Source organism: Paenibacillus paludis (assembly GCF_042610515.1).
GTDB lineage: Bacteria > Bacillota > Bacilli > Paenibacillales > Paenibacillaceae > Paenibacillus_AQ.
The window spans coordinates 168,259-188,708 of the sequence record NZ_JBGJZP010000012.1 but is presented as its reverse complement, the minus strand read 5'-3'; the positions used below and the strand labels follow the sequence as shown (position 1 = coordinate 188,708).

The window sequence follows — 20,450 nt, the reverse complement described above, 5'->3', positions numbered from 1 at the left end:
TCTCAAGCCATACTTTCGTCTTTACATATATTCTTATATTTCGGCTAAACGGCTTCCAAAGTTTAGAAGAGTTCCTCTATAAGATAAGTTCACTTATATATAGTTTCAGCATACGCATACAAAAAAGCCCGTAAAAGCAGCTCTTCCTTGAACCGAAGAATTGCCTTTACGGGCCTGATTCTAAAGCTATAATTTATATCCCAGCCTGATCTTTAAGCATTTCTGCCTTGTCCACACGTTCCCAAGGAAGATCAATATCCGTACGTCCAAAATGACCGTAAGCTGCAGTTTGTCTATAAATCGGCTTGCGCAGATCCAGCATGGAAATGATTCCGGCTGGCCGCAAATCGAAGTTACTGCTGATTAACTGAGCCATTTTTTCCTCACTGATTTTACCTGTTCCGTATGTATCTACATTAATCGAGACAGGATTAGCAACGCCAATGGCATAGGCCAGTTGAATCTCGCATTTGTCGGCAAGACCAGCGGCCACCAAATTCTTGGCGACATAACGGGCGGCGTAAGCTGCGGAACGGTCGACCTTAGTCGGATCCTTCCCTGAGAATGCCCCTCCACCATGACGGGCATATCCGCCATAAGTATCGACAATAATCTTGCGCCCTGTCAAGCCTGCATCACCTTGCGGACCGCCAATAACGAAACGGCCTGTCGGATTAATGAAATATTTAGTATTTTCATCTAGCAATTCGGCAGGAACAACCGGCAAAATAACATGCTCTTTAATATCAGCCTGAATTTGCTCAAGCGAAATTTCTTCGGCATGCTGTGTGGATACCACTACAGTATCTACACGTACCGGTTTTTCGCCATCATATTCAATGGTCACCTGAGTCTTGCCATCAGGACGCAAATATTCCAAAGTGCCATTCTTGCGGACCTCAGACAGACGCCGGGCAATACGGTGAGATAAAGCAATGGGTAACGGCATCAACTCAGGTGTTTCATTCGTAGCAAACCCGAACATCAACCCCTGATCACCGGCACCAATGTTGGCGGTTTCTTCAGCAACCTGTGCAGGGTCGCGATTCTCCAGCGCAGCATTTACACCTTGGGCAATATCTGCAGACTGCTCATTCAGCGAGCTGAGAACGGCACAAGTATTATAATCAAAGCCATATTTCGCCCGTGTATAACCAATTTCCTTAATCGTATTACGTACAATGGCCGGTATATCTACATACTCCGACTTTGTACTAATTTCGCCAATAACGAGCACAAGACCCGTTGCTACCGCTACCTCACAGGCGACACGTGCATTTGGATCATTAGCCAGAAAAGCATCCAGTACCGCATCAGAGATCTGATCACAGATCTTATCCGGATGTCCCTCCGTTACGGACTCGGAAGTAAATAAATGACGTCCTTTAATCGACATGTACAATAACCTCCCATATGGATAGTCTGACACTGTATAAGGGGGCTCCTTAACAAATAACAGGCCACATAAAATAAGTATAGTATAAATATCGGAATACCGCATATCTTAAAAAAATGAACCTTTTCCGCATGGAAAAGGTTTATGGCTTTCCTCAAAAGTCATATTATCTTATTTGCCGGATGGTGTCAATTATAGCCAGTGTTACCCGTCATAGCGTAAGGTACTAGCTTATTTAATAAAACAATGATTCCCCGCAAACCCTAGAGTGGTTCGGGTATTAAGTAAACAAAGACTGCTCTGCTTGTTTTACCAGTCTCTTTGTAATTTCCCCACCTACAGATCCGTTATCTCTGGATGTAAGATGTCCGAGGTACTGACTTCGCCCTATTCCACCAGCACCACCCAAAGCCCCAAGTTCAGAAGCAAACTCTGTGTCAGCCCCGCCACCGTAAGAAGCTCCATATAGTCCAAATTCAGCAGCGATCTCATATTGCATCTGTTTAAGCATTGCCCGGCTCTCCGGTACAACTGTGCGGTTAGTACGTGCCATGTTACAGCACCTCCTGAATTTTTTTAAGATTACAGGAAGTATTGTGTGCTCTTTACCAGGGCCTCAATCGCCTCAATGTTTGTCAACAGTGGTAAACTGTGCCGAAGTATGACGAATCCGATATTAGGACATCCTATTTATATTCGAGCCTATTTCAATGTATAGGCTCCGCGCACCATAACCACCAGCCCACCAGCCTGACCGTCTTGTACCACTATGCCCCGTCCGGCACGAGGGAAAGATAACAGATGATTGGATGGTACAGCAGTACCGTTAACCAGATCTGCTCCATCCGTTAAATCAGCAACACCATTACTGTCCTGAGAATAAATAGCCGCCTTTCCGGCGCGAACGATAAATTCGGCACCCGCTCCGGCAATCAGAGTCTGACCTGCTTTCACATCAACGATCTCAACTTCATCGCCTTTATTCTGGCTAGGGGTTGCTGTAGGCGTAGGGGTTGCTGCAGGAGTTGGTGTCGCTGCTGGAGCCTGTGTAGCGATAGTTCCGCCCTGAATCGCTTTTTGGATCTGTTGATCCACATAGCTTTTGGTAACTACAGGATCTTCAGACGTTCCTGGCTGGTTGCCTACACTGGCGCCGTCAGCTTCACCAAAAAAGAGGGATCCACCCCACAGACTGCCTGTAATAAGCACAGCTGCTGTCATTATTTTATAAGTTGGTTTCATACTAACCTCCAATGTACTGGGATTGTAAGCCCTATTACATAAAAAATCTAAAAAAAAAGAATAGCCTCCGAAGAGGCTATTCTTTGCTTCGGTAATCGGAGATTACTTAGCGTTTACTGTCTTATCACCAACGATAGTGTTACCTGCAACATCTGTAATAGTTGCACCATCGATAACTTTAACAGTAATATTGTTTACGTTGTTAGCGTTGAGGTCAGGATATCCTGCAAGTCTAACATAATATTTACCTGCATCGTTACCAACACCGGCGATAAAACCACTATTACCACCATTAATTGTTGCTGGAGTCGTCGTGTTGTTGTTCACAATAATTACGAAGTCGCTAGCCTTAAGAGTAGAAGCATTGATCGGCTCAGAGAATGTCAATTGCAGAAGTGAAGTATCTCCTGAAGAAACAGCTGCTGAATCCAAAGTTGGTTTAACACCGTCTGCCAATACTGGCTTAATAGTAGCGCCGTAAGTACCATTTCCTGCAGTATCTGTAATACCGGATGCAATAAATTCAATTGCTTCAGTTTTACTGATTGCATTTTTAGGAACGCGTACTTCAACTACTGCTACTGTAGGAGCTGTTGCAGTTCCATCAGATCTCAATAGCTGAGCGTAGGAATTTGTAGGAAGTGCTTTGCTGCCCAAAGTATAACTGTTAACATCACGCAGGGATACCACATTCAGACCAACGTTATCTTTAACTGTTACGGTGAAGACAACTTCAGTATCAGCTTTAACACCCTCAGAGTAAGTGATGCTTGTAACTACAGGTCTTTCAGTGTCAGTTGTGGTTGCAGCTGCTGCACTAACATTAATAGTAGTGCCAACTGACTTGTTCTTAGCAAGTGCCAAATCTGTTACTAAACCAGCAGGAAGACGCAGAGTATAAGTTCCGCTAAGACCCTTCACATTTGGATATGTGAGCTTAGTACCATCAACAATCTTAGCACCACTGAAATCAACACCAGTTACTACTAGACCAGTAGAGTCGCTAATCAATGTTGGTGTTCCACCTACCAGCGTAACATCTTCGGAGTATGGTACAACCAGACCTTTATCAGTGCTGAATGATGCATTAGAAGCTACAGGAGCCGTAGTATCCTTCACAAGTGTGATCGGTTGAGTCACTGGAGTACCAAGCGTGTTGCCCAATGTGTCTTTAACAGTCGCTCCGAAAACAAGTGATCCAGTGTAAGAACCGGAATCCGGCAGCTTGAATCCAGCAGGAACTTTAAACTTAATAGTGTCGCTGTCAGCAGTTGCTTCGACACTAAGTGTTCCTTGAGACTCTCCATAAGTATTCAAGAATTTAACGTTACCAATCAAGGACTGATAGTTAACTTTCTTGTTGAACTTAACAGTGATAAGGCTATCACCTGTTGCAGTAACAGAAGTAATTGTAGGAGCAGCAGTATCAGAAGTTACAGCTACGCTTGTTTTGATCGGATTAGGACTAATCAGGTTGCCAGCAAAGTCACTAACATTCAACAGGGATACATCATAAGTTGTACCAGTCTTCAATGTACCTGCAGTCAAGCTGAAGGTGTCGTAAGTTTCACGAGTTACTGAAGCAGATACACCGTTTACGCTAGCAATGATTCCAGCCGGTTTAACTGGCTCACTGAACTTTACAAGCACTTTATTAGTAGTATCCTTAGCTACAGCAGTTACGCTTGCAACTGTTGGAGCTACTGTATCAGCAGCAGTCAACATCTGGCTGTACTGAGCAAGAGCTGTTCCAGCAGTTGTCTTAACTGCATCTGTTACAACAATAGTGTATTGGCCTTTAAGGAATTCAAGACCCGGGAAGGTAACAATTGCTTCAGTTCCAGCAGCGTTAACGCTCACTTCAGAACCATCTACAGTAATAGCAGGTTGGTTATTCAAAGGAATTACTCTGATAACACCGGATTTAAGTTTGTCGTTAGAAGCTACTGTAGAAGTATCAATTGCACGGTTGAATGTTACTTGCAATTGCTTAGCGTTTGGAGCATTTACAGAAACAACCTTAGGAGCTGCAAGAGTAACCTTCACGCTGTAATCAACGTTGTTGTGTTTGAAAGGAACTGTAGTTTCAACGCCTTCTACCAAAGCGGTAGTCAGAGTTACAGTTGTTGTAGATTTATCAGAGAAAGTCACCAATACGCTAGTTGGGTTCAAAGCTTCACCCGAAACTACTGTAGGAGCTTTCGAGTAGTTAGCAGCAGCATAAGCTGCTTCTACTACCAAAGAGCGGGTAGCGTTGGATTTGAAATCAACACCCTTTGCAACCAGACCAGCGTCAACAACTGCTTGTGCGTAACCTTTAGCCCATACAGCGGCGTTGTTGTCAGTTGTAGTAGGGGTTTCAAGTTTCAAAGCACGGTGCAGTACAGCTGCGATTTCTTGAACTGTAACTTTACCACCGTAGTTAAAGATACCTTTTACAGTGTCAGTTCCTTTCATGTATCCAGCTGCAGTTACAGCTTCAATGTAAGGAGTTGCCCACATAGTTTTAGTGTAACCTTTGTCTTTGTAAGACAATGTTGTAGGAGTTACTTCTGGAAGATCAAACAATTTAGTGATGATCTTCGCGAATTCAGCGCGGTTCAGATCTTTTTCAAGATGAGATTGACCGTCTGGGTACCCTTCAAGAATACCTTTCGCTGCCAAAGCATCAAATTTCGCTTGTGGAGTTGTTGCAGTTTCACCAAATGCTACAGAGGCAAACATCGAGAATGCCATTGCTGTAGATAATGCTACGGATAAAATTTTCTTCATAACCTTTTTTTCTCCTCCTTGGACGTTCATGAACTGAGATTTTTCTTTAGTTGGGTAGCTCATGTCACTCATTAGCCGATGCACCCCCTTTCCCGAGTTGAGCATATTAAGTATAAATAATGTCTGTGACGGGTATCACAGAAACTTGTAAACCGCTTTAAGGCATGACAATACTAGATTCCTAATTCTACCTAAGTATTATACAATGTGCCTCAAGTCACGTAAAGCTAATTTTTCCAATCACTGCGCCTTCATTAATTTGGGTCATCCCAAATGTCTGGTGCAAATGACTCTACACTTTAAACGCAGAAGTTCCGGAAAAGTTGCGCCTTACTCAAAAAAAGTTTTTTTGGCATCCCGATGCCGCTCCAATAGAAGAGCATATGTAGTTCTACTAACTATTGCTAATCATGGGTGACTACGGGAAACAGTATAGCACACGAACTTTCGAAACGTCATTAAACAATATTTGTTAAGTTAATAAACATAATCACCTTTTTTCAAACCCAGAAATTTCTTTATCAGCCAAAACAAAAAAGCGCCGTAACCGGCGCTTTCACTTTATAGCATATAACTAACGGATCTTCATCGATAGCTGAATCAATTCCTGCCGCTTCTCAGGGCTTGAATTGACATTCTCGTACATTGTGTCAATCGCTACGCGGTTCTCCCGATAGCTCTTCTCATGCTTAATTGTAGTATGAGACCATTCAATTAATGCATTCTCCGCAATAACAAGATCATTGTATGCATCATGGAATCCTGTAGCTTGTACAAGTTCCTCCATTAGATCCTGTGAAATTTCCTGTAACGCTCTTTTTGCTGTGATTTCCTTTTCCAGGATTTTCGCTCTATTCTCAAACATATTCTTTGCTTTCATATAATCCAATTGTGCTTTTGCTAAAATCGGTTTCATGGATGGCTTTCACCTTTCAGAAAATATTATTTTCAATATTATTGTAACGTAAATGGGAGCAGATTACAAAGATATCTAAATGGAAATGCAACCTGCATGAAGTCACAGCTTCTCCGAAGAGCTATATATAGATCGTTTCTTATTATACCCAATGAAAATTGATTTATAAAGGCATACCCTTAACAACTCCATTTGCATACAAAACGGAGGGCAAGTAACCAGCCCTCCGTAATATCATAACAAATTAAAATGTATCTAGCTCAGCGTTTTAGGGAAGATGGTGGTGCTCTTCTTTAACAGTTCTACTGCGATCTTTCCAGCCTCAGCTCTGGTCATATTAGACTTAGGATTAAAGTTGTAAGAAGCCTTCTTTTGACCAGCTATGCTTACTTCAGCGCCATTCATAATTTTTGCCTTCGACACCGCTTGGACTGCCGACAAGGCGTAAGACTCTATTTTACCGGAATCCAAAAATGACTTGGCGACTGAATCCTTTAATTTCTGATCGTTAGCTGCCAATTTCAATTTCAGGGCTCTGGCAATCATTACAGCTGCCTGCTCACGAGTAATTGGCTGATCCGGAGCAAATACTCCATCGGTAAGTCCAGTCACTATGCCTGCTCTCGACGCAGTTTCAATATGGGCATAGTCCCATGTGATTGAACTTGCTCCAGGCACCAGATCGGAATACGTCTTGTTGTCATCATAGTTAAGTGGAAGATTCAACCCTTTAACCAGAAGTGTCGCGAATTCACCTCGTGTCGCTTGATCGTCTGTTCCAAATTGCTCAAACCGAAGATTTTTCATAATACCCTTTGAGTAAAGAGCGTTCAAAATATTTCTGGCCCATTGATGATTCGTGACGTCATTATAGCCTCGGCTCATTTTCATTACCTTATAATACCCAAATTCATCAAAAGGAACGGAGATCGTGTGCTTATTGGTATCTACAGTACCGCCAATATTCTCCCATTCCCTTTTATTGTTGTATTTGAAGACTGTAACAATAGTTCCCGCGTCTTGTACAACATTCGGGTCAAAGGCTAATGTCAATTTCCCCCGCTTAGACGGTGTAATGATACGTTCCGCAGGAGTCTGTGGATCCCCAAACAATCCATCTACAGAATAAGGAGCCAAACCATTCGTAGCTGGAATATGCCCTGGCGTTGATGTGGTTCCAAGCTCACCCAATCCTCCGCTGATCCAATACACTTCCGATATGCGTCCAAAATTGCTGCTCTCATAAGGAGAATTGAACCGGAGCGTAAATTCATCTGGAATCGTCCAAGTTGGTATGCCACTCTCTTTAAAAGTTTCAGGGAAGCCGATGACGTTCCCATAATCGTTACGCCGTTCTACAACACCCGTGGCTGGGTCTGCAATCCCAAACCGCAGCTTGTTATTAGGATAGTACTTCGTCAAATTACGCGTATCCGTACTTTGCATTACCGTTCCTTTAGGGAAGGTTAATTCCACTGCTTTGTTAAACACACTGTATTTGTCTGCTGTTTTAGGTGACATGTATTGTGCATCGACTGCTACTGTACCGGTATAAAATATTGAAATAGTGTCTGTACTTGTCGTAGCACCGCGAACAATTTGAATTTTGATGCTGTTAGCTTTATCTGCCTTCAACCCTACATAGTCCAGTGCAAATCTCCCTGGCCCCAAATCCGTACGTTTGACTGCTTTTTCTTTGTCTATGATGACATCTGTAGCCCCTTCAGCTTCAATATCAAAATGAACAAAGTTTTTATTAACAACATATTGAGTACCTACAGAAGGCTGAGGAGAGAGAATACGATACGCACTTACTTCTCTAACAATCTCCAGCTTCTGACTGGTTTTGGCTCCTGTACTGTTTATCAGCTCAAGAGTGTAAACATACGTTCCTGGCGTATCATTCACAAGATCCTGAATCCGCATTACAAAGTCTTTTTGACTTCCGGCAAAACTGGTGGTATAGGTTTTATCTGCAAAAGTCGGGCTGGGAGTAATCGATGTACTCGCATTGGCAGGAATATCGAGTGACAGGATATTTTTTGTTCCTATATTCAAATTAAGTTTTACCGCTCCGCTACCTCTAAGAACCAGATCATAAGTTTTCAAGCTGGTTGTATACTGATTGTCTTTATATATAAAATCAGGAGTTAAGTTAAATAGTTTGGTCAGCAGTTCATCCGTTGGTCCAAAGGTTGGATCAGGAAACGCACTTCTTGCAGTACCAACAGCTGGTTGAAACTTACTTATGGTTGATACGTTCTCATCGAGAATGTAAATGCGCAGTTCCTTGCGGACTTCCCGGGTTTGCCCCTTTTCATCCGTACCTGTGCCTGTAAAGACAATTTTATTCTCTCCAAACACTAATGGACCCATAGTGGCATCAATAAGTAGATCAACATCAAATCCACCATTGCTATTAAGCCAAGTAGTAGTTGCTCCCGTTGGTCTTATTTTTGTTCCATTCACATACATCTCAGCCAGGAAATATGGGCTGCTCAAATTGAAATCAATATACTGGCCTTTAATATTAAGGGTCTTACTGGCTTTAGAATCAATAACAATACTCTGCCCATCTGTGAGGTTGGATACATAAATATAGTTTTTTGAGGCAAAGGAAATATTAACATCTTTATACGCCGTGGATCCCTTAATGTTGAATCGAACGGTTTGGTTACCGTTTTGGAAATCCGATATTTTAAAGATGTACTGCGTACTTGAAACAGATTTAACCCACTCTGGTGTCAAACCCTTAGTGGAAATAGGCAAATAACTCGCAAGCAGTTCCACAGGAGCTGCAGCTGCAGTATTTGTTTTAACTAAGATGTAGAATTCACCGGAATTTACCTTAGCCCCATTCAGAGCTACTCCAGGCGGAATATCACCTGTTCCATCATATCCCGGAAGATATTTCACATCCGTGATTACAATTCTATCCTTCATGTACTGAAAATCAAAGGAACGGTTAATGGTTTTGGTTCCGTAAGCTACTGAAAGATTATGTGTTTGTGTCTCTAATCTGTTGGCTGGTGTTGCCGTATCTTTATTTAGGGTCAGCGGCATCTCAAAAGAAACCAGCCGATATGAAGGTGTATTCTTGATAGGAGAAGGTACCAAGACCTCATCTCCCGCGTTCAAAGCGATAAGACCAGCACTGTCCAATGTTATACTGCTCCCATAGGTAGGCGTTGACACTGCTCCATCCATTTTCACTACTGCCGAACCCGCGAAAGGGACTCCCGCATTATCCTGAACCATCATTTGAACAATTAATTTTGCAGTATCTGAATCTTCAGTCATCACCGGCTGATCACTGTACAGCAGGTCCTGACCCTGACTGTGCGAATCAACCAAATACATTTTAACTATAGGATTCTTCTCATCATAATAAAAGAGCGTATATTCAAAGCTCAACGTATCTGAGCCATTCTGCACGACTAATTTCAGATTATTGACACCCGGATTAAGCGCCATACGCTGTGAGAAGAACGTTCCATCCTGCAGTAAAGAGGTGTTTGATGCACTTTCATTATTAATGGCAGCAGTAACCTTTGTTGCATTTAACGCTTTACCTTCAAGTGTAATTTCTTTGTTGGCTACGACCAATTGTGCTCCTTCGTTCAAATTAAGCTTCTCTGAGCCACCCAGAACTTGAAGTCTCTCGACATAAGGAACCTGATCAAATAGTACATAAAAAGCCTCAGAGCGATCATTGCTTCCCTGTGACCCCGTAAGAATAATCTTATTCATGCCTGGAAACAATGTCAGATTTGCGCTAAAGCGATTGTCGGGACTATCAATATCTAACTGCACAACACCAGGTGTTAAGTGTGTAGTGTCCTCTACCCATTTATCATTCTCCCAGTTTAAACGTTGTACATTGGCCCCCAGAGTAGAACTCGTAACCTTTGTAAACGTTCCTGTGACTACTAAATTAGCATCCGTTACTTGCAATACATTAGTTCTTGAGATTTGATTTGTTGCTGGAGGCAGTAATGTCAGATCAACAGTGTTTCTCAATTTCGTATTATCTGGCGTAAAATAACTGGTAGGCTTAAGCGTATCTGCAGCCACTGCAGTATTCATAAGTCCAGTTGGAATTAAAGATACAATTAAGGCGAACAGAAGCGTCCATACAAATGGCTTTCTCATGCGCTGCATGTCATTAATCTCTCCCTTTTGATGATATTAATTATTTTATCGGTCCTACAGAAGATAATTTGAAGGAATTCCTTGAATTTTCTATACACTTATCATTCGTGCTTCAACAAATTCCTTCAATAATCCCCTCTGAAATGTAAAAAGCCCACCCTACATCAGGATGAGCTTTTCAAAAAAATATATATTAATAGCAATACAAATCTTAAACAAATCCTACAGCTTCGAGCCTCGTTCCTGACTAACTTTCATTCGCATTCTCAGGAAGAAGTCAATCACAGGACGTTTGGTCTTACTGATGACACCGGTAATCTCCGCACCAATTTGCAGGAAGAACAGCATTACGCAAATGACTACAAAAGTAACCCAGTTTGCTTCGTAAAGTGAGGCAGAGGTCTGGATAACAGCCAATACACCGAAAAATGTAGCAATTCCATAAATGATCAGTACCGTTTGACGGTGGCTGAACCCCAGTTCGCGCAGGCAATGATGCAGGTGGCCTTTATCCGGTGCGAATATTGGTTTCTTCTGCAGCTTGCGGCGTACGATAGCAAAGAATGTATCAGACAAAGGCACCCCTATAATGAGGAGCGGTGTAATAAAAGAAACGACGGCAATTTGCTTAAACCCAAGAAGTGCAAGCAGAGCCAAGCAAAAACCTAAGAACAGTGAACCTGTATCACCCATAAAAATTTTGGCGGGGTGAAAATTAAAGAACAGAAATCCTATGATACTGCCCAGCAGCAGCAGGCACAGAAGTGCAACCATTGTATTTCCCATCAAGAAGGCCATCACTGCAATGGTGGCAATTGCGATACCAGATACCCCGGCAGCAAGCCCGTCCAACCCGTCAATCAAGTTAACGGCATTCGTGACACCCACAATCCAGAAAATAGTCAGTGGAATAGCAATCCAGCTTTCCAGCGAAGAATACGTATTATGAAAAGGAATATTTACGAAATCAACAGTAATACCAAAACCGAAGACTACTATGCAGGCAGCCGCAATCTGGCCCAGCAGCTTCACCTTTGCCGAAAGTTCGAACCGGTCATCCAAACCGCCGATCAGAACAATCATTCCGCCGCCACACAGCAGCGCTTTGATGAAGCTTACCTCCCGCGGAGTGAAGTCATAAGGAATAATTGGCAATACGGCAAGCAGGCCCAACACAAACGCCAGAAAAATACCAAGTCCGCCAAGGCGGGGCATAATCTTCGTATGCACTTTACGGGCATTCGGCACATCTGTAGCGCCAATCTTAATAGCGAATTTCTTCACCAGCGGCGTCAAGAGTAAGGCGAGTCCCATGCACACAATAAATCCGGCGATGTATATGATTAACATTTGATCAGTCGACCCCCATTTCTCTACCGCATTGAATTATACGCTGAACTAAATACAAATTCCAATTCCGTTTTTGGGCTGCTATTCTTATTTTCACGGTGAATATCCGCATTTTACTGAGCTTTTGTTACTTTATCTTTCTCACGCATCACTTTTACTGCGAATTTCGGCAGCGCAAGCATTCTTTTATAGCGTGTCGGTTCTTTAAGAAGACGATATAACCATTCCGCTCTAAGTTTCTGGAAGGCTATGGGAGCCCGTTTGGTCTTGCCCGAGATCACATCAAAGCTCCCTCCGACCCCCATCATCACCGGAATGTTCAGTCTGGATTTATACTTGGCGATCCAAGGTTCCTGGCTGTCAGCGCCTCTGGCAACAAAGAGCAGATCCGGCTGAGCCTCCAGAATTCCAGAAATAATCTTTTCGTCGTCGTCGGGTCCAAAAAAGCCATCATGATATCCCGAGATTACGATCCCGGGATACTGAGTTTGTAACCGGGAAGACGTCTCGTGAATCACTTCCGGGGTAGAGCCCAGCAGATAGACCTTCCAGGTATATCTTTCGCCTTGGCGCAGCAATTCATGTAAAAGATCAAATCCGGCCACACGCTCCGCTACGGGTTCACGACAATATTCCGCAGCCCACACGACGCCTGTCCCATCAGGCACCACCAGTTCCGCCGATTTCATGATCTCCATGTAAGCGGGATTCTCCAGCGCGGTCATAACCATGATCGGATTAGCAGTAATTACCTGATGCGGTTCACGGTTGCGGACAGCTTCTGTCAAATAAGCGACTGTGGCTTTCATATCGATTTTAGACACCCTGATGCCAAAAATTGGAACTGTAGGTACCGGACTTTCTGCTTTCACTATCAATCATCCTTTGCGGTGGAAATATTCAACAATTTGCCGGGCAGGAGCCTCGGCTTCTTCTACTAAAGCAGCAATTAGCGGCTCGCGCTTACGTTTCCAATCATCTCCTGCTTCCAGAAGATGAAGGACTTCAGCGGCAACTTCTCCGCCGTCCAGCGAAGTCGTAGAACCGATGGGCCGACAGTCGATCCGCTCAAGAAAGTGATCGATCTTAGGATCATAGGAGATCCCCATCAGCGGCACACGCCTTCCGGCAGCATAGATGAGACTGTGCAGCCGCATCCCGATCAGCATATCGCATTCTCCTACCTCGCGCAACATCTGCCGGGGATGGAGCGCATCTTCACAGATGCTGATCCTGCCGCCCTGACGCGCAATACCTTCCTCCAGTTTCTGCATCACATAACGGGAAGCCTCATTATCTGAGGAATGATGGAAAGGCAGGAAGCGCAGATGCAGCGGAACTTGCCCACAGGCTTTTAGCAGGCCTTGCGCAATGGCATCCAATTCCTTACGGGACTGCTCCCAGTAACGCACCGATATCCCGACGGTCTTCAATGTAGTGTCGCGGGTAATCTCCTCTAGGGGTTGGGAACCCTCGGGAAGAGAGAGTCCCATCACAGGATCAGGAACAACCTCAACAAGTTCCCGGCCAAGACCCATAGACTGCAGCAGCTGGCGAGATTGCTCATCCCGCACAGACACATAGCTGCATTTGCGGAAAACGGATTTGATCAACGGATGGAACAGCTTCCGGTTTACCGGACCAATGCCCTGGGCATAAATAAAAGTCGGCTTTCTCATCCATTGAGCCAGCTTTATAATCCCCAGGTAATAGGGAATACTCTTGCTGCCCGTCACATCCTGCAGCAGGCTTCCGCCGCCGCTGATGAGACCTGCACTCTCGTAAATGGCCTGGCGTACCTCACCCAGCTTCATCCGGTGGACAGCTTTCACACCATAAGTAGCCGTTGTCCACTCCGGATCAATGGATAATACAACAGGTTCAACCGTTATGCCGGCAGCTTGTGAATGCTTCTGCAGCGCATCTAGAATAGACTGCAGCACTGCCTCATCCCCGCTGTTGCGGAAACCATAATAGCCGGAGAGGATTATTTTTTGAGCAGCGGCGACCATCGTTTCCAACACCCTTCTGCAATCTGCCATACGCCAACGGCGATGAGCCCGATAATCAGACCAATTCCCAGCCCAAGCAATCCGCGGATCAGGGAGATCAACACAGGAGAATGGATATGGGCAAAGGTATCCACCATCGAAAGCTGGCCGATAACCGCAATAATCATAATAAACGCAGCATTCCGGTATTTATAGGCCATGAAAGCACCTAAAATGAACAGCGGATGTGCCAGCAGGAATTCTTTATTGCGCGGCCGGATATTAACTGTATTCTCCAGGAAGGTCCGGAGAGTCATCTCCAATGGACTTACACTGCCGCTGTTGCCGGTCCGGGTTAAGTAATACCAGCCCATGATCGCCAGAACGCCGGCAGCGATAACCATTATGAGTGTAATGGGAGTACGCAGCAGCTGGCCTGTCTTGCTAAAAGTGAATTCACCACGGTACAGAAGCACATACAGCGCAGTCAAGGCAATCGGCGCCAAGTGCAGCAGGCTGACACCACGGAACTGATTGAGCACAAGGCTGTACGTAATGTTGTTCAGAAGTGCAATTACAAACGGTACGGCACTAAGCGAGATCAGTGCTGTTTTCACATAAAGTACAAGACTGTGCACCAAACGCCGCTTGGGACTCATGACCGTATAGGTTAGTTTATTGGTTCGAAGCGGCGGCCCCTGTTCATTAATTTTGCGGATCGCCATTACTGTCGCCACAGTCGGGGCGCTGATAGCTACCGCAAGTGCCAACGCCTGTTCAAAAAGCTGAGGCTTTACTACAAGCAGTCCGGCACTTCCCAGCAATCCCAGTACCCAGGCAGGAAGTGTGAGCCATGGAATGAAAAAAGAGACAAGCAAAGCAACCATGGATACCGCACCAATTACAGCCCCAAGCTTGAAATAACGCTGATAGGAGGAGTCTACGACTTCAAAAGCCGTAGCTTGTCCCAGGGTAAAACCGTTATCCTCAATTTTATCTACAGCACCCCCGGGATCGCTTAGACTCGTTATGAGGTTATCCAACGTGTCGGTCACCTGAGCTTTAGCGGTGTTTCTTGCCGGAATCGTATTGAGATAAATCATCCGGATATTACGGTCTTTGGTTGCAAGCGCGAAACGGTCAGCAATGATTTCCGGTGACAAGCCGGAATCTTTTTCACTGAGAGAATACAACCGTGCGACGTTATAATCGAGCTCATAGGCGAGTTTATTAAAACCTTTTTGCTGGGCCTTAATATTCTCAATTGCAGCAATCCCCATTCCGCGTTCCTTCATAAGTTTTCCAAAGGCGTCTAAACTCTTCAAGTCAGCGTCATCATTATATCCCTTGACCGACTCGCCTTCGAAAAGAATCCGCTTGACCCCGAGTTCCTCATAGCGGTCCAGCAGTTTCTGTACTGCTTCCTGGTTATACTTTAAGGAGTCCACTAGACGGGGGACAATGTTGAACCCTTTGCCATGCAGCATGTCCAGCGTCATCGGATCCGGCTGTAGCGGTTTCATTGTAGCATCTTCAATCGGAGTCTTGATGATCAGACCCTGCTGTCCGCGGAAACTCCAGTCCTCCGTTCCAATGTCAAGACCGCTGAACGCTTCACGTATCATTGCCGAGAGTGCATCACTATTATCTGCGCTCGTAAAGAGGACATATGTATAGTTCTCATTCTCCGGAATCACAGTGTCGGTAAGATTAGCGATATCAGCCGCTCCCCATAACATCAAACGGCGGGCCTTACGGTAATCCTCAAGCGTACTTTCATAAATTGCCATGCTCTGAACGCCGGCATCCTTTAAACGGTCAAGCTGGTCGGAAATATAATCCTTCGGATTAGAGCGGTAGCTGGCCACTTCAACCAGATCGCGGTAATCAAATACAAATTCAACCGTTTTGGATGATTTCTCCGTCTGCAGCCGGTCATAAACAACCGGGAGCGCAGCCAAGACACCAATTATTACGATAATCCACAACCACTTTCGCGAAGCTATATTCCATCGTTGCCATTTCTGCTGCACCAAAAGTACCTCCTCTTTCACTTTGAAGCCTAGTACCGTTTATAAAACAGTCTTCACTGCCAAGCTACATATTAATTAAAATCGCTCTAAACTCAAGCAGAAACGGATGTGCATCCGGTTAGGAGCAGTATCCGTTTCTGCAGGAAGTTAGCTATCTCGTATTATTTCCCGTCAACGCGGGCCATAACCTGCTGCGTAAGTGCAGCAACCTTATCCTTGGCATTCTGGAGCGATTCACCGCGAACCGCAAAGTACACCTTGATCTTCGGCTCTGTACCGGAAGGCCGCAGGCAGAACCATGAGCCGTCGGATAACAGATACTTCAGCACATTTTCCTTAGGCAGGCCATTCAGCCCCAGAGAGTAATCCAGAACCTCGCTTACAGAAGCACCTGCGATTTCCTGCGGGGGATTGCTGCGCCAGTCATTCATGATTGCCTGAATCTGGGCTACACCGTCTTTACCCTTCAACGTCCGTGATTCCAGACTTTCCAGGAAGAACCCAAACTTGCTGTACAGCTCCTGAAGCACATCATAAAGCGTCTTGCCTTGAGCTTTGTAATACGCCCCAGCTTCTGCAATCAGCATGGAAGCCAGAACGGCATCCTTGTCCCGGGCATAATTGCCGGCAAGATAACCATAACTCTCTTCGTAACCGAAGAGGTACGTGTATTCCCCGGACTGTTCGAACTGGGTCATTTTCTCCCCGATATATTTGAAGCCGGTCAGCGTATTGAATACAGTAGCGCCATAATGCTCGGCAACCGCTGCGCCCATTTCACTCGTCACGATGGTCTTGACAACAGCACCGTTCTTCGGCAGCTTGCCTTGTTCCTGCAAACGGCTCAGGTAGTAATGGATCATCAGGGCCCCGGACTGGTTACCAGATAAAACAACGAAGTTCCCTTCATTGTCCCGTACGACGGCCCCCATCCGGTCTGCATCAGGGTCGGTACCGATCAGCAGGTCGGCATTCAATTCTTCGCCAAGTTTTATAGCCAGGGTAAAGGCTTCCCGCTCCTCGGGATTCGGTGATTTCACCGTCGAGAACTCAGAATCCGGCTGCTCCTGCTCCGGCACCACATGGACCTGCGTAAAGCCGATCTTCTTCAGTACACTGCGGACCGGCAAATTGCCCGTTCCATGCAGCGGAGTGTACACAATCTTGAAATCTTTGCCAAGAGTAGAAGCGATCTCTTCACGGGCAACACTCACAGCAGCTACTGTATCTGTAAAAGCTTCGTCTTCTTTCTCTCCCAGCCAATGCAGCAAGCCTTGACTTTCTGCATCTTCACGGGAAATCCGCTTTACACCATTGAAGGAATCAACCTCCAATATGTAGGAAATGACTTTCTCCGCCTCGTCCGGCACCAGCTGTCCACCTTCAGCATTATAAACTTTATAGCCGTTGTATTCCGGCGGGTTATGGCTTGCTGTGATAACAACGCCACCTGACGCCTTCAAATGACGGACAGTAAAGGAAAGCTGCGGCGTCGAACGCAGGGATGGAAACAGATGCGCCTCAATACCGTTGCCGGCCAGCACAAGAGCTGCCTCCAGCGTAAATTCGGGTGAGAAGCGGCGGGAGTCATGCGCGATGACTACGGAAGGTCTGCCTTCTCCAGTATGCTGCTCCAGTATATAATTAGCGAAACCTTGAGTGGCCCGGCCTACTGTATATCGGTTGATCCGGTTGCTGCCTGCGCCGATAACCCCGCGCAATCCGCCTGTGCCGAACTCCAAATCTCTATAAAAGCGTTCTTCCAGTTCCTGTTTTTCATTCGCAAGAAGGTTAAGTTCTGCCTTCGTTTTCTCATCCACAGAAGGGTCCTGCAGCCAACGTGTCAATGTTTCTAGCGCTTTCGGGCTTAATTCAGTCATATGAATCTCTCCTTATCCATATTATGATATATGATTGTATAACAGGTGCTAGCTGAGCGCGAACATAATTTCGCCAGAGGCTACAATCTTGCCCTCCACCTTCGCGGTGGCTTGGCCTTTTCCGATGCTGCCTTTAAGCCGGGTAATCTCCACCTCAAGCGTTAGCGTATCTCCCGGTACTACCTGGCCACGGAAACGGAAACCGTCCAGTCCGGCCAGAAAACCGATTTTGCCCCGGTTGGCTTCAAGTCCCAGAATAGCTACGGCGCCTACCTGTGCAAGAGCTTCTGTAATCAGAACGCCGGGCATTACCGGATAACCCGGAAAGTGACCGGTGAAGAACGGTTCATTTACCGTCACATTTTTGATGCCGACAGCCCGTTTGCCCATTTCTATTTCTGTAATTTTGTCCACCAGCAGAAATGGAGGCCGATGGGGTATTATTTCTTGAATTTGATTGATATCCAGCATTGTCGCAAAGCTCCTTTCGGATGTAACCGCGTGTTTAAACAATCCGCTGGGCAGTACTTTGATTTTATTCTTTTACAAAGTCTGCATAAATATTGGCGGCTTCGGTAAAAACTATAATTATCCTTCACCACCTGCAGCAGTGGAGGTTAAGATAAGGGGCTTTCTCCACCGCACGCGGCAGCATGGCGGAGAGGGCCCTTTTTGGCGTTCCTTGGTCCCCAATCATTATACATTTTCCAGTATAAAAAAGAAAACTCCCTTAGACAACCAGGGAGCTTTAAAACACCTCATATTTAAGGTGCGAACACCAAATCATATACATGCTTCCAGGTACTCCACAGAAGCACATCACTGAATTCCTTTTTGCCTAGAACGACGTAACCGACCACAAGACCACTCGCAAGCGCAGCTACAAGCAGCAAGGGAATCATAATCCACTGGATAATGGCCCATATGGATACTCCACGCTTCTTCACCGGCTGCCGTTGATCTTCTTCCGGTTTCTTATTGTCCTGACGACTCATTCCTTCACCTACCCACGCATAGAATTGGCCAGGCCAAGCATCTGGTCACTGGAGGAAAGTGCCCGTGAGACAAGCTGATAGGTGCGCTGAATCTGCATCATTTCCGTTATTTCCTTGCTGAGGTCAACGTTGGACTGTTCCAGATATCCGGAACGCACTCCTACTGCTGAGGCTTCACCCGGTGCTCTTTGGAGGAAGGCTTGCTGCGCTGTGACTCCGTCAGCAAGCACGTAAAAATTACCGTCGACTGCCTGCATCGCACTCTTGCTTAGCGGTTCTACAATCATAATTGTACCCGCTACCCGGGCCGGCGCATTCTCGCTGGTCTTCGTGAGCACCCGGCCGCTCTCATCAATAGCGGCACTTACATTCGCAGGTACTGTTAAAGGGTTGCCGTCTGTATTCAATACAGGATTGCCTGTATTATCTACCAACATCATATTATCGGGGTTGGACACATCCGGTGTAAAATGAAAATCCCCTTGCCGTGTATAAGCGGTAGCTCCATTCACCTGAACCCCAAATAACCCGTTACCTTGCAGCGCCAGATCCGTCGGATTCCCTGTTTCTTGAAGCGGACCCTCTTCCCAGTTGGTCTTAACCCCAGGCACACGGACCCCAAAGCCGATATTGAAGCCAAGCGGCATGCTGCGGCCGGGCTGATCGTAGTCTTTGGACTGCTGCTGAACACGGGTCAGAACGTCCTCAAACGAACCTTCTTTGCTCTTATAGCCATTGGTACTCATATTAGCAAAGTTATCCGCGATAATATCCAGACGCTGCTGAAGGCTGGACATTGAGACAGAAGCGCTGATTGCCGAATTGTTCATGGATTAATCCCCCTCTATACTCTACCGACTTCATTGACGGTCTTCTGCAGACTGGTGTCGTAGAATTGAATGACCTTCTGGTTCGCCTCATACGCCCGGTATGCAGCATTCATATCCACGGTTACCTGGGTAGGGTCCACATTGGAATTCTCCAAATATCCCTGGCGCACCTGCAGGTTATCTCCTGCGTTAGCATAGCGGATTTCCGCAGCCTCAATATCATCGGCATGGAAGACACCGTTACCGTCGCGCACTAGTTCCTGCGGTCTCGTGATTACACTGACACCAATTTTGGTTCCGGAAGGAAGCCCTGTAGCCGTATTGATCAGATTGCCCTGCCCGTCCACTTTAAGATTATCCTGCGGGCCTGTCAAGACCAGCGGGTTGCCGTTAGCATCCAGAACATTAAATCCTCCGGCGCTGAGCACCTGTCCGGTCGCGCTAACGCTGAAGCTTCCGTTGCGTGTATATAAATTATTGCCTTCGTTATCTTGAACGGTAAAAAATGCCTGCGGCCGGTAGATAACCTCGCCTTCAGGAGTTACATATTTGCCCGACCCGTCAAAAGCTATGTTGTCTCCGGTAGCAGGGTCCGCGACCTGTAAGTCAGTAGACAAGGCAAAGTCAATCGACTTTCCGCTTTCAATCAGATCGCCCTGCAAATATTGGGAAACAGATTGTTCTGCAAAAACCCCTGTGTTGAGGCGGCCTACCGGCTTCGTGGTGCCGCCACTCATGGCTGAAATCAATACATCGGGAAAGGCATGGCTGACACTATCGACCTGCTTGTACCCCGTTGTATTCAGATTGGCAATGTTTTGCGTCGCCGTATCATGTCTGCGCTGCTGCGTGACCATCCCGGCAGCGGCCGTATATAATCCTCTAATCATGAG

The 20,450-nt window shown here is 45.8% G+C and carries 15 protein-coding genes; all 15 read right to left on the bottom strand.

Features of this window, described 5'->3' with window-relative positions:
• Positions 1 to 193: 193 nt before the first annotated feature.
• Complete coding sequence (gene metK, locus ACAN56_RS22415) at positions 194 to 1,396, bottom strand: methionine adenosyltransferase (RefSeq protein WP_076109642.1); 1,203 nt, start codon at positions 1,394 to 1,396, stop codon at positions 194 to 196.
• A 280-nt stretch (positions 1,397 to 1,676) separates the two neighbouring features.
• Positions 1,677 to 1,949, bottom strand: coding sequence for an alpha/beta-type small acid-soluble spore protein (locus ACAN56_RS22410; protein ID WP_340896254.1), 273 nt, complete (start codon positions 1,947 to 1,949; stop codon positions 1,677 to 1,679).
• Positions 1,950 to 2,098: 149 nt separating this feature from the next.
• Entirely contained in the window at positions 2,099 to 2,638 is a 540-nt protein-coding gene (locus ACAN56_RS22405) for a hypothetical protein (protein ID WP_379145787.1), read from the bottom strand.
• Positions 2,639 to 2,740: 102 nt separating this feature from the next.
• Positions 2,741 to 5,482, bottom strand: a complete 2,742-nt coding sequence (locus tag ACAN56_RS22400; protein WP_379145785.1) for a hypothetical protein — start codon at positions 5,480 to 5,482, stop codon at positions 2,741 to 2,743.
• A 502-nt stretch (positions 5,483 to 5,984) separates the two neighbouring features.
• On the bottom strand, positions 5,985 to 6,326 hold the full coding sequence (locus tag ACAN56_RS22395; protein ID WP_038597365.1) for a hypothetical protein: 342 nt from the start codon (positions 6,324 to 6,326) through the stop codon (positions 5,985 to 5,987).
• 255 nt (positions 6,327 to 6,581) lie between these two features.
• A complete protein-coding gene (locus tag ACAN56_RS22390) occupies positions 6,582 to 10,487 on the bottom strand; it encodes an S-layer homology domain-containing protein (protein WP_379145784.1) in 3,906 nt (1,301 codons plus the stop codon).
• Positions 10,488 to 10,700: 213 nt separating this feature from the next.
• Complete coding sequence (locus tag ACAN56_RS22385; RefSeq protein ID WP_038597370.1) at positions 10,701 to 11,828, bottom strand: glycosyltransferase family 4 protein; 1,128 nt, start codon at positions 11,826 to 11,828, stop codon at positions 10,701 to 10,703.
• Positions 11,829 to 11,941: 113 nt separating this feature from the next.
• Entirely contained in the window at positions 11,942 to 12,706 is a 765-nt protein-coding gene (locus tag ACAN56_RS22380; RefSeq protein WP_379145783.1) for a WecB/TagA/CpsF family glycosyltransferase, read from the bottom strand.
• Positions 12,707 to 13,840 carry a polysaccharide pyruvyl transferase CsaB gene (csaB, locus tag ACAN56_RS22375; protein WP_379145794.1) on the bottom strand — a complete coding sequence of 378 codons (1,134 nt, stop codon included), beginning with the start codon at positions 13,838 to 13,840 and terminating at the stop codon, positions 12,707 to 12,709.
• Entirely contained in the window at positions 13,816 to 15,852 is a 2,037-nt protein-coding gene (locus ACAN56_RS22370) for a DUF5693 family protein (protein ID WP_038597378.1), read from the bottom strand. The genes csaB and ACAN56_RS22370 overlap by 25 nt, the downstream gene beginning before the upstream one ends.
• Before the next feature lie 161 nt (positions 15,853 to 16,013).
• Positions 16,014 to 17,732, bottom strand: coding sequence for a phospho-sugar mutase (locus tag ACAN56_RS22365; protein WP_379145782.1), 1,719 nt, complete (start codon positions 17,730 to 17,732; stop codon positions 16,014 to 16,016).
• A gap of 48 nt (positions 17,733 to 17,780) precedes the next feature.
• Positions 17,781 to 18,203: a 3-hydroxyacyl-ACP dehydratase FabZ gene (fabZ, locus tag ACAN56_RS22360; protein WP_038597382.1), complete on the bottom strand. Its 423-nt coding sequence runs from the start codon at positions 18,201 to 18,203 to the stop codon at positions 17,781 to 17,783.
• A gap of 293 nt (positions 18,204 to 18,496) precedes the next feature.
• Positions 18,497 to 18,727, bottom strand: a complete 231-nt coding sequence (locus ACAN56_RS22355) for a DNA-directed RNA polymerase subunit beta (protein WP_038597385.1) — start codon at positions 18,725 to 18,727, stop codon at positions 18,497 to 18,499.
• Positions 18,728 to 18,735: 8 nt separating this feature from the next.
• Positions 18,736 to 19,557 carry a flagellar hook-basal body protein gene (locus ACAN56_RS22350; protein WP_038597387.1) on the bottom strand — a complete coding sequence of 274 codons (822 nt, stop codon included), beginning with the start codon at positions 19,555 to 19,557 and terminating at the stop codon, positions 18,736 to 18,738.
• 14 nt (positions 19,558 to 19,571) lie between these two features.
• Positions 19,572 to 20,447 carry a flagellar hook-basal body protein gene (locus ACAN56_RS22345; protein ID WP_038597390.1) on the bottom strand — a complete coding sequence of 292 codons (876 nt, stop codon included), beginning with the start codon at positions 20,445 to 20,447 and terminating at the stop codon, positions 19,572 to 19,574.
• Positions 20,448 to 20,450: the final 3 nt, after the last annotated feature.

Bases quoted from the DNA above. Each gene is read 5' to 3' on its own strand.
- ACAN56_RS22395 (WP_038597365.1), bottom strand. From the start codon at position 6,326: ATGAAACCGATTTTAGCAAAAGCACAATTGGATTATATGAAAGCAAAG.
- ACAN56_RS22385 (WP_038597370.1), bottom strand. From the start codon at position 11,828: ATGTTAATCATATACATCGCCGGATTTATTGTGTGCATGGGACTCGCC.
- ACAN56_RS22390 (WP_379145784.1), bottom strand. From the start codon at position 10,487: ATGCAGCGCATGAGAAAGCCATTTGTATGGACGCTTCTGTTCGCCTTA.
- metK (WP_076109642.1), bottom strand. From the start codon at position 1,396: ATGTCGATTAAAGGACGTCATTTATTTACTTCCGAGTCCGTAACGGAG.
- ACAN56_RS22410 (WP_340896254.1), bottom strand. From the start codon at position 1,949: ATGGCACGTACTAACCGCACAGTTGTACCGGAGAGCCGGGCAATGCTT.
- ACAN56_RS22365 (WP_379145782.1), bottom strand. From the start codon at position 17,732: ATGACTGAATTAAGCCCGAAAGCGCTAGAAACATTGACACGTTGGCTG.
- ACAN56_RS22345 (WP_038597390.1), bottom strand. From the start codon at position 20,447: ATGATTAGAGGATTATATACGGCCGCTGCCGGGATGGTCACGCAGCAG.
- fabZ (WP_038597382.1), bottom strand. From the start codon at position 18,203: ATGCTGGATATCAATCAAATTCAAGAAATAATACCCCATCGGCCTCCA.
- ACAN56_RS22350 (WP_038597387.1), bottom strand. From the start codon at position 19,557: ATGAACAATTCGGCAATCAGCGCTTCTGTCTCAATGTCCAGCCTTCAG.
- ACAN56_RS22355 (WP_038597385.1), bottom strand. From the start codon at position 18,727: ATGAGTCGTCAGGACAATAAGAAACCGGAAGAAGATCAACGGCAGCCG.
- csaB (WP_379145794.1), bottom strand. From the start codon at position 13,840: ATGGTCGCCGCTGCTCAAAAAATAATCCTCTCCGGCTATTATGGTTTC.
- ACAN56_RS22400 (WP_379145785.1), bottom strand. From the start codon at position 5,482: ATGAGTGACATGAGCTACCCAACTAAAGAAAAATCTCAGTTCATGAAC.
- ACAN56_RS22405 (WP_379145787.1), bottom strand. From the start codon at position 2,638: ATGAAACCAACTTATAAAATAATGACAGCAGCTGTGCTTATTACAGGC.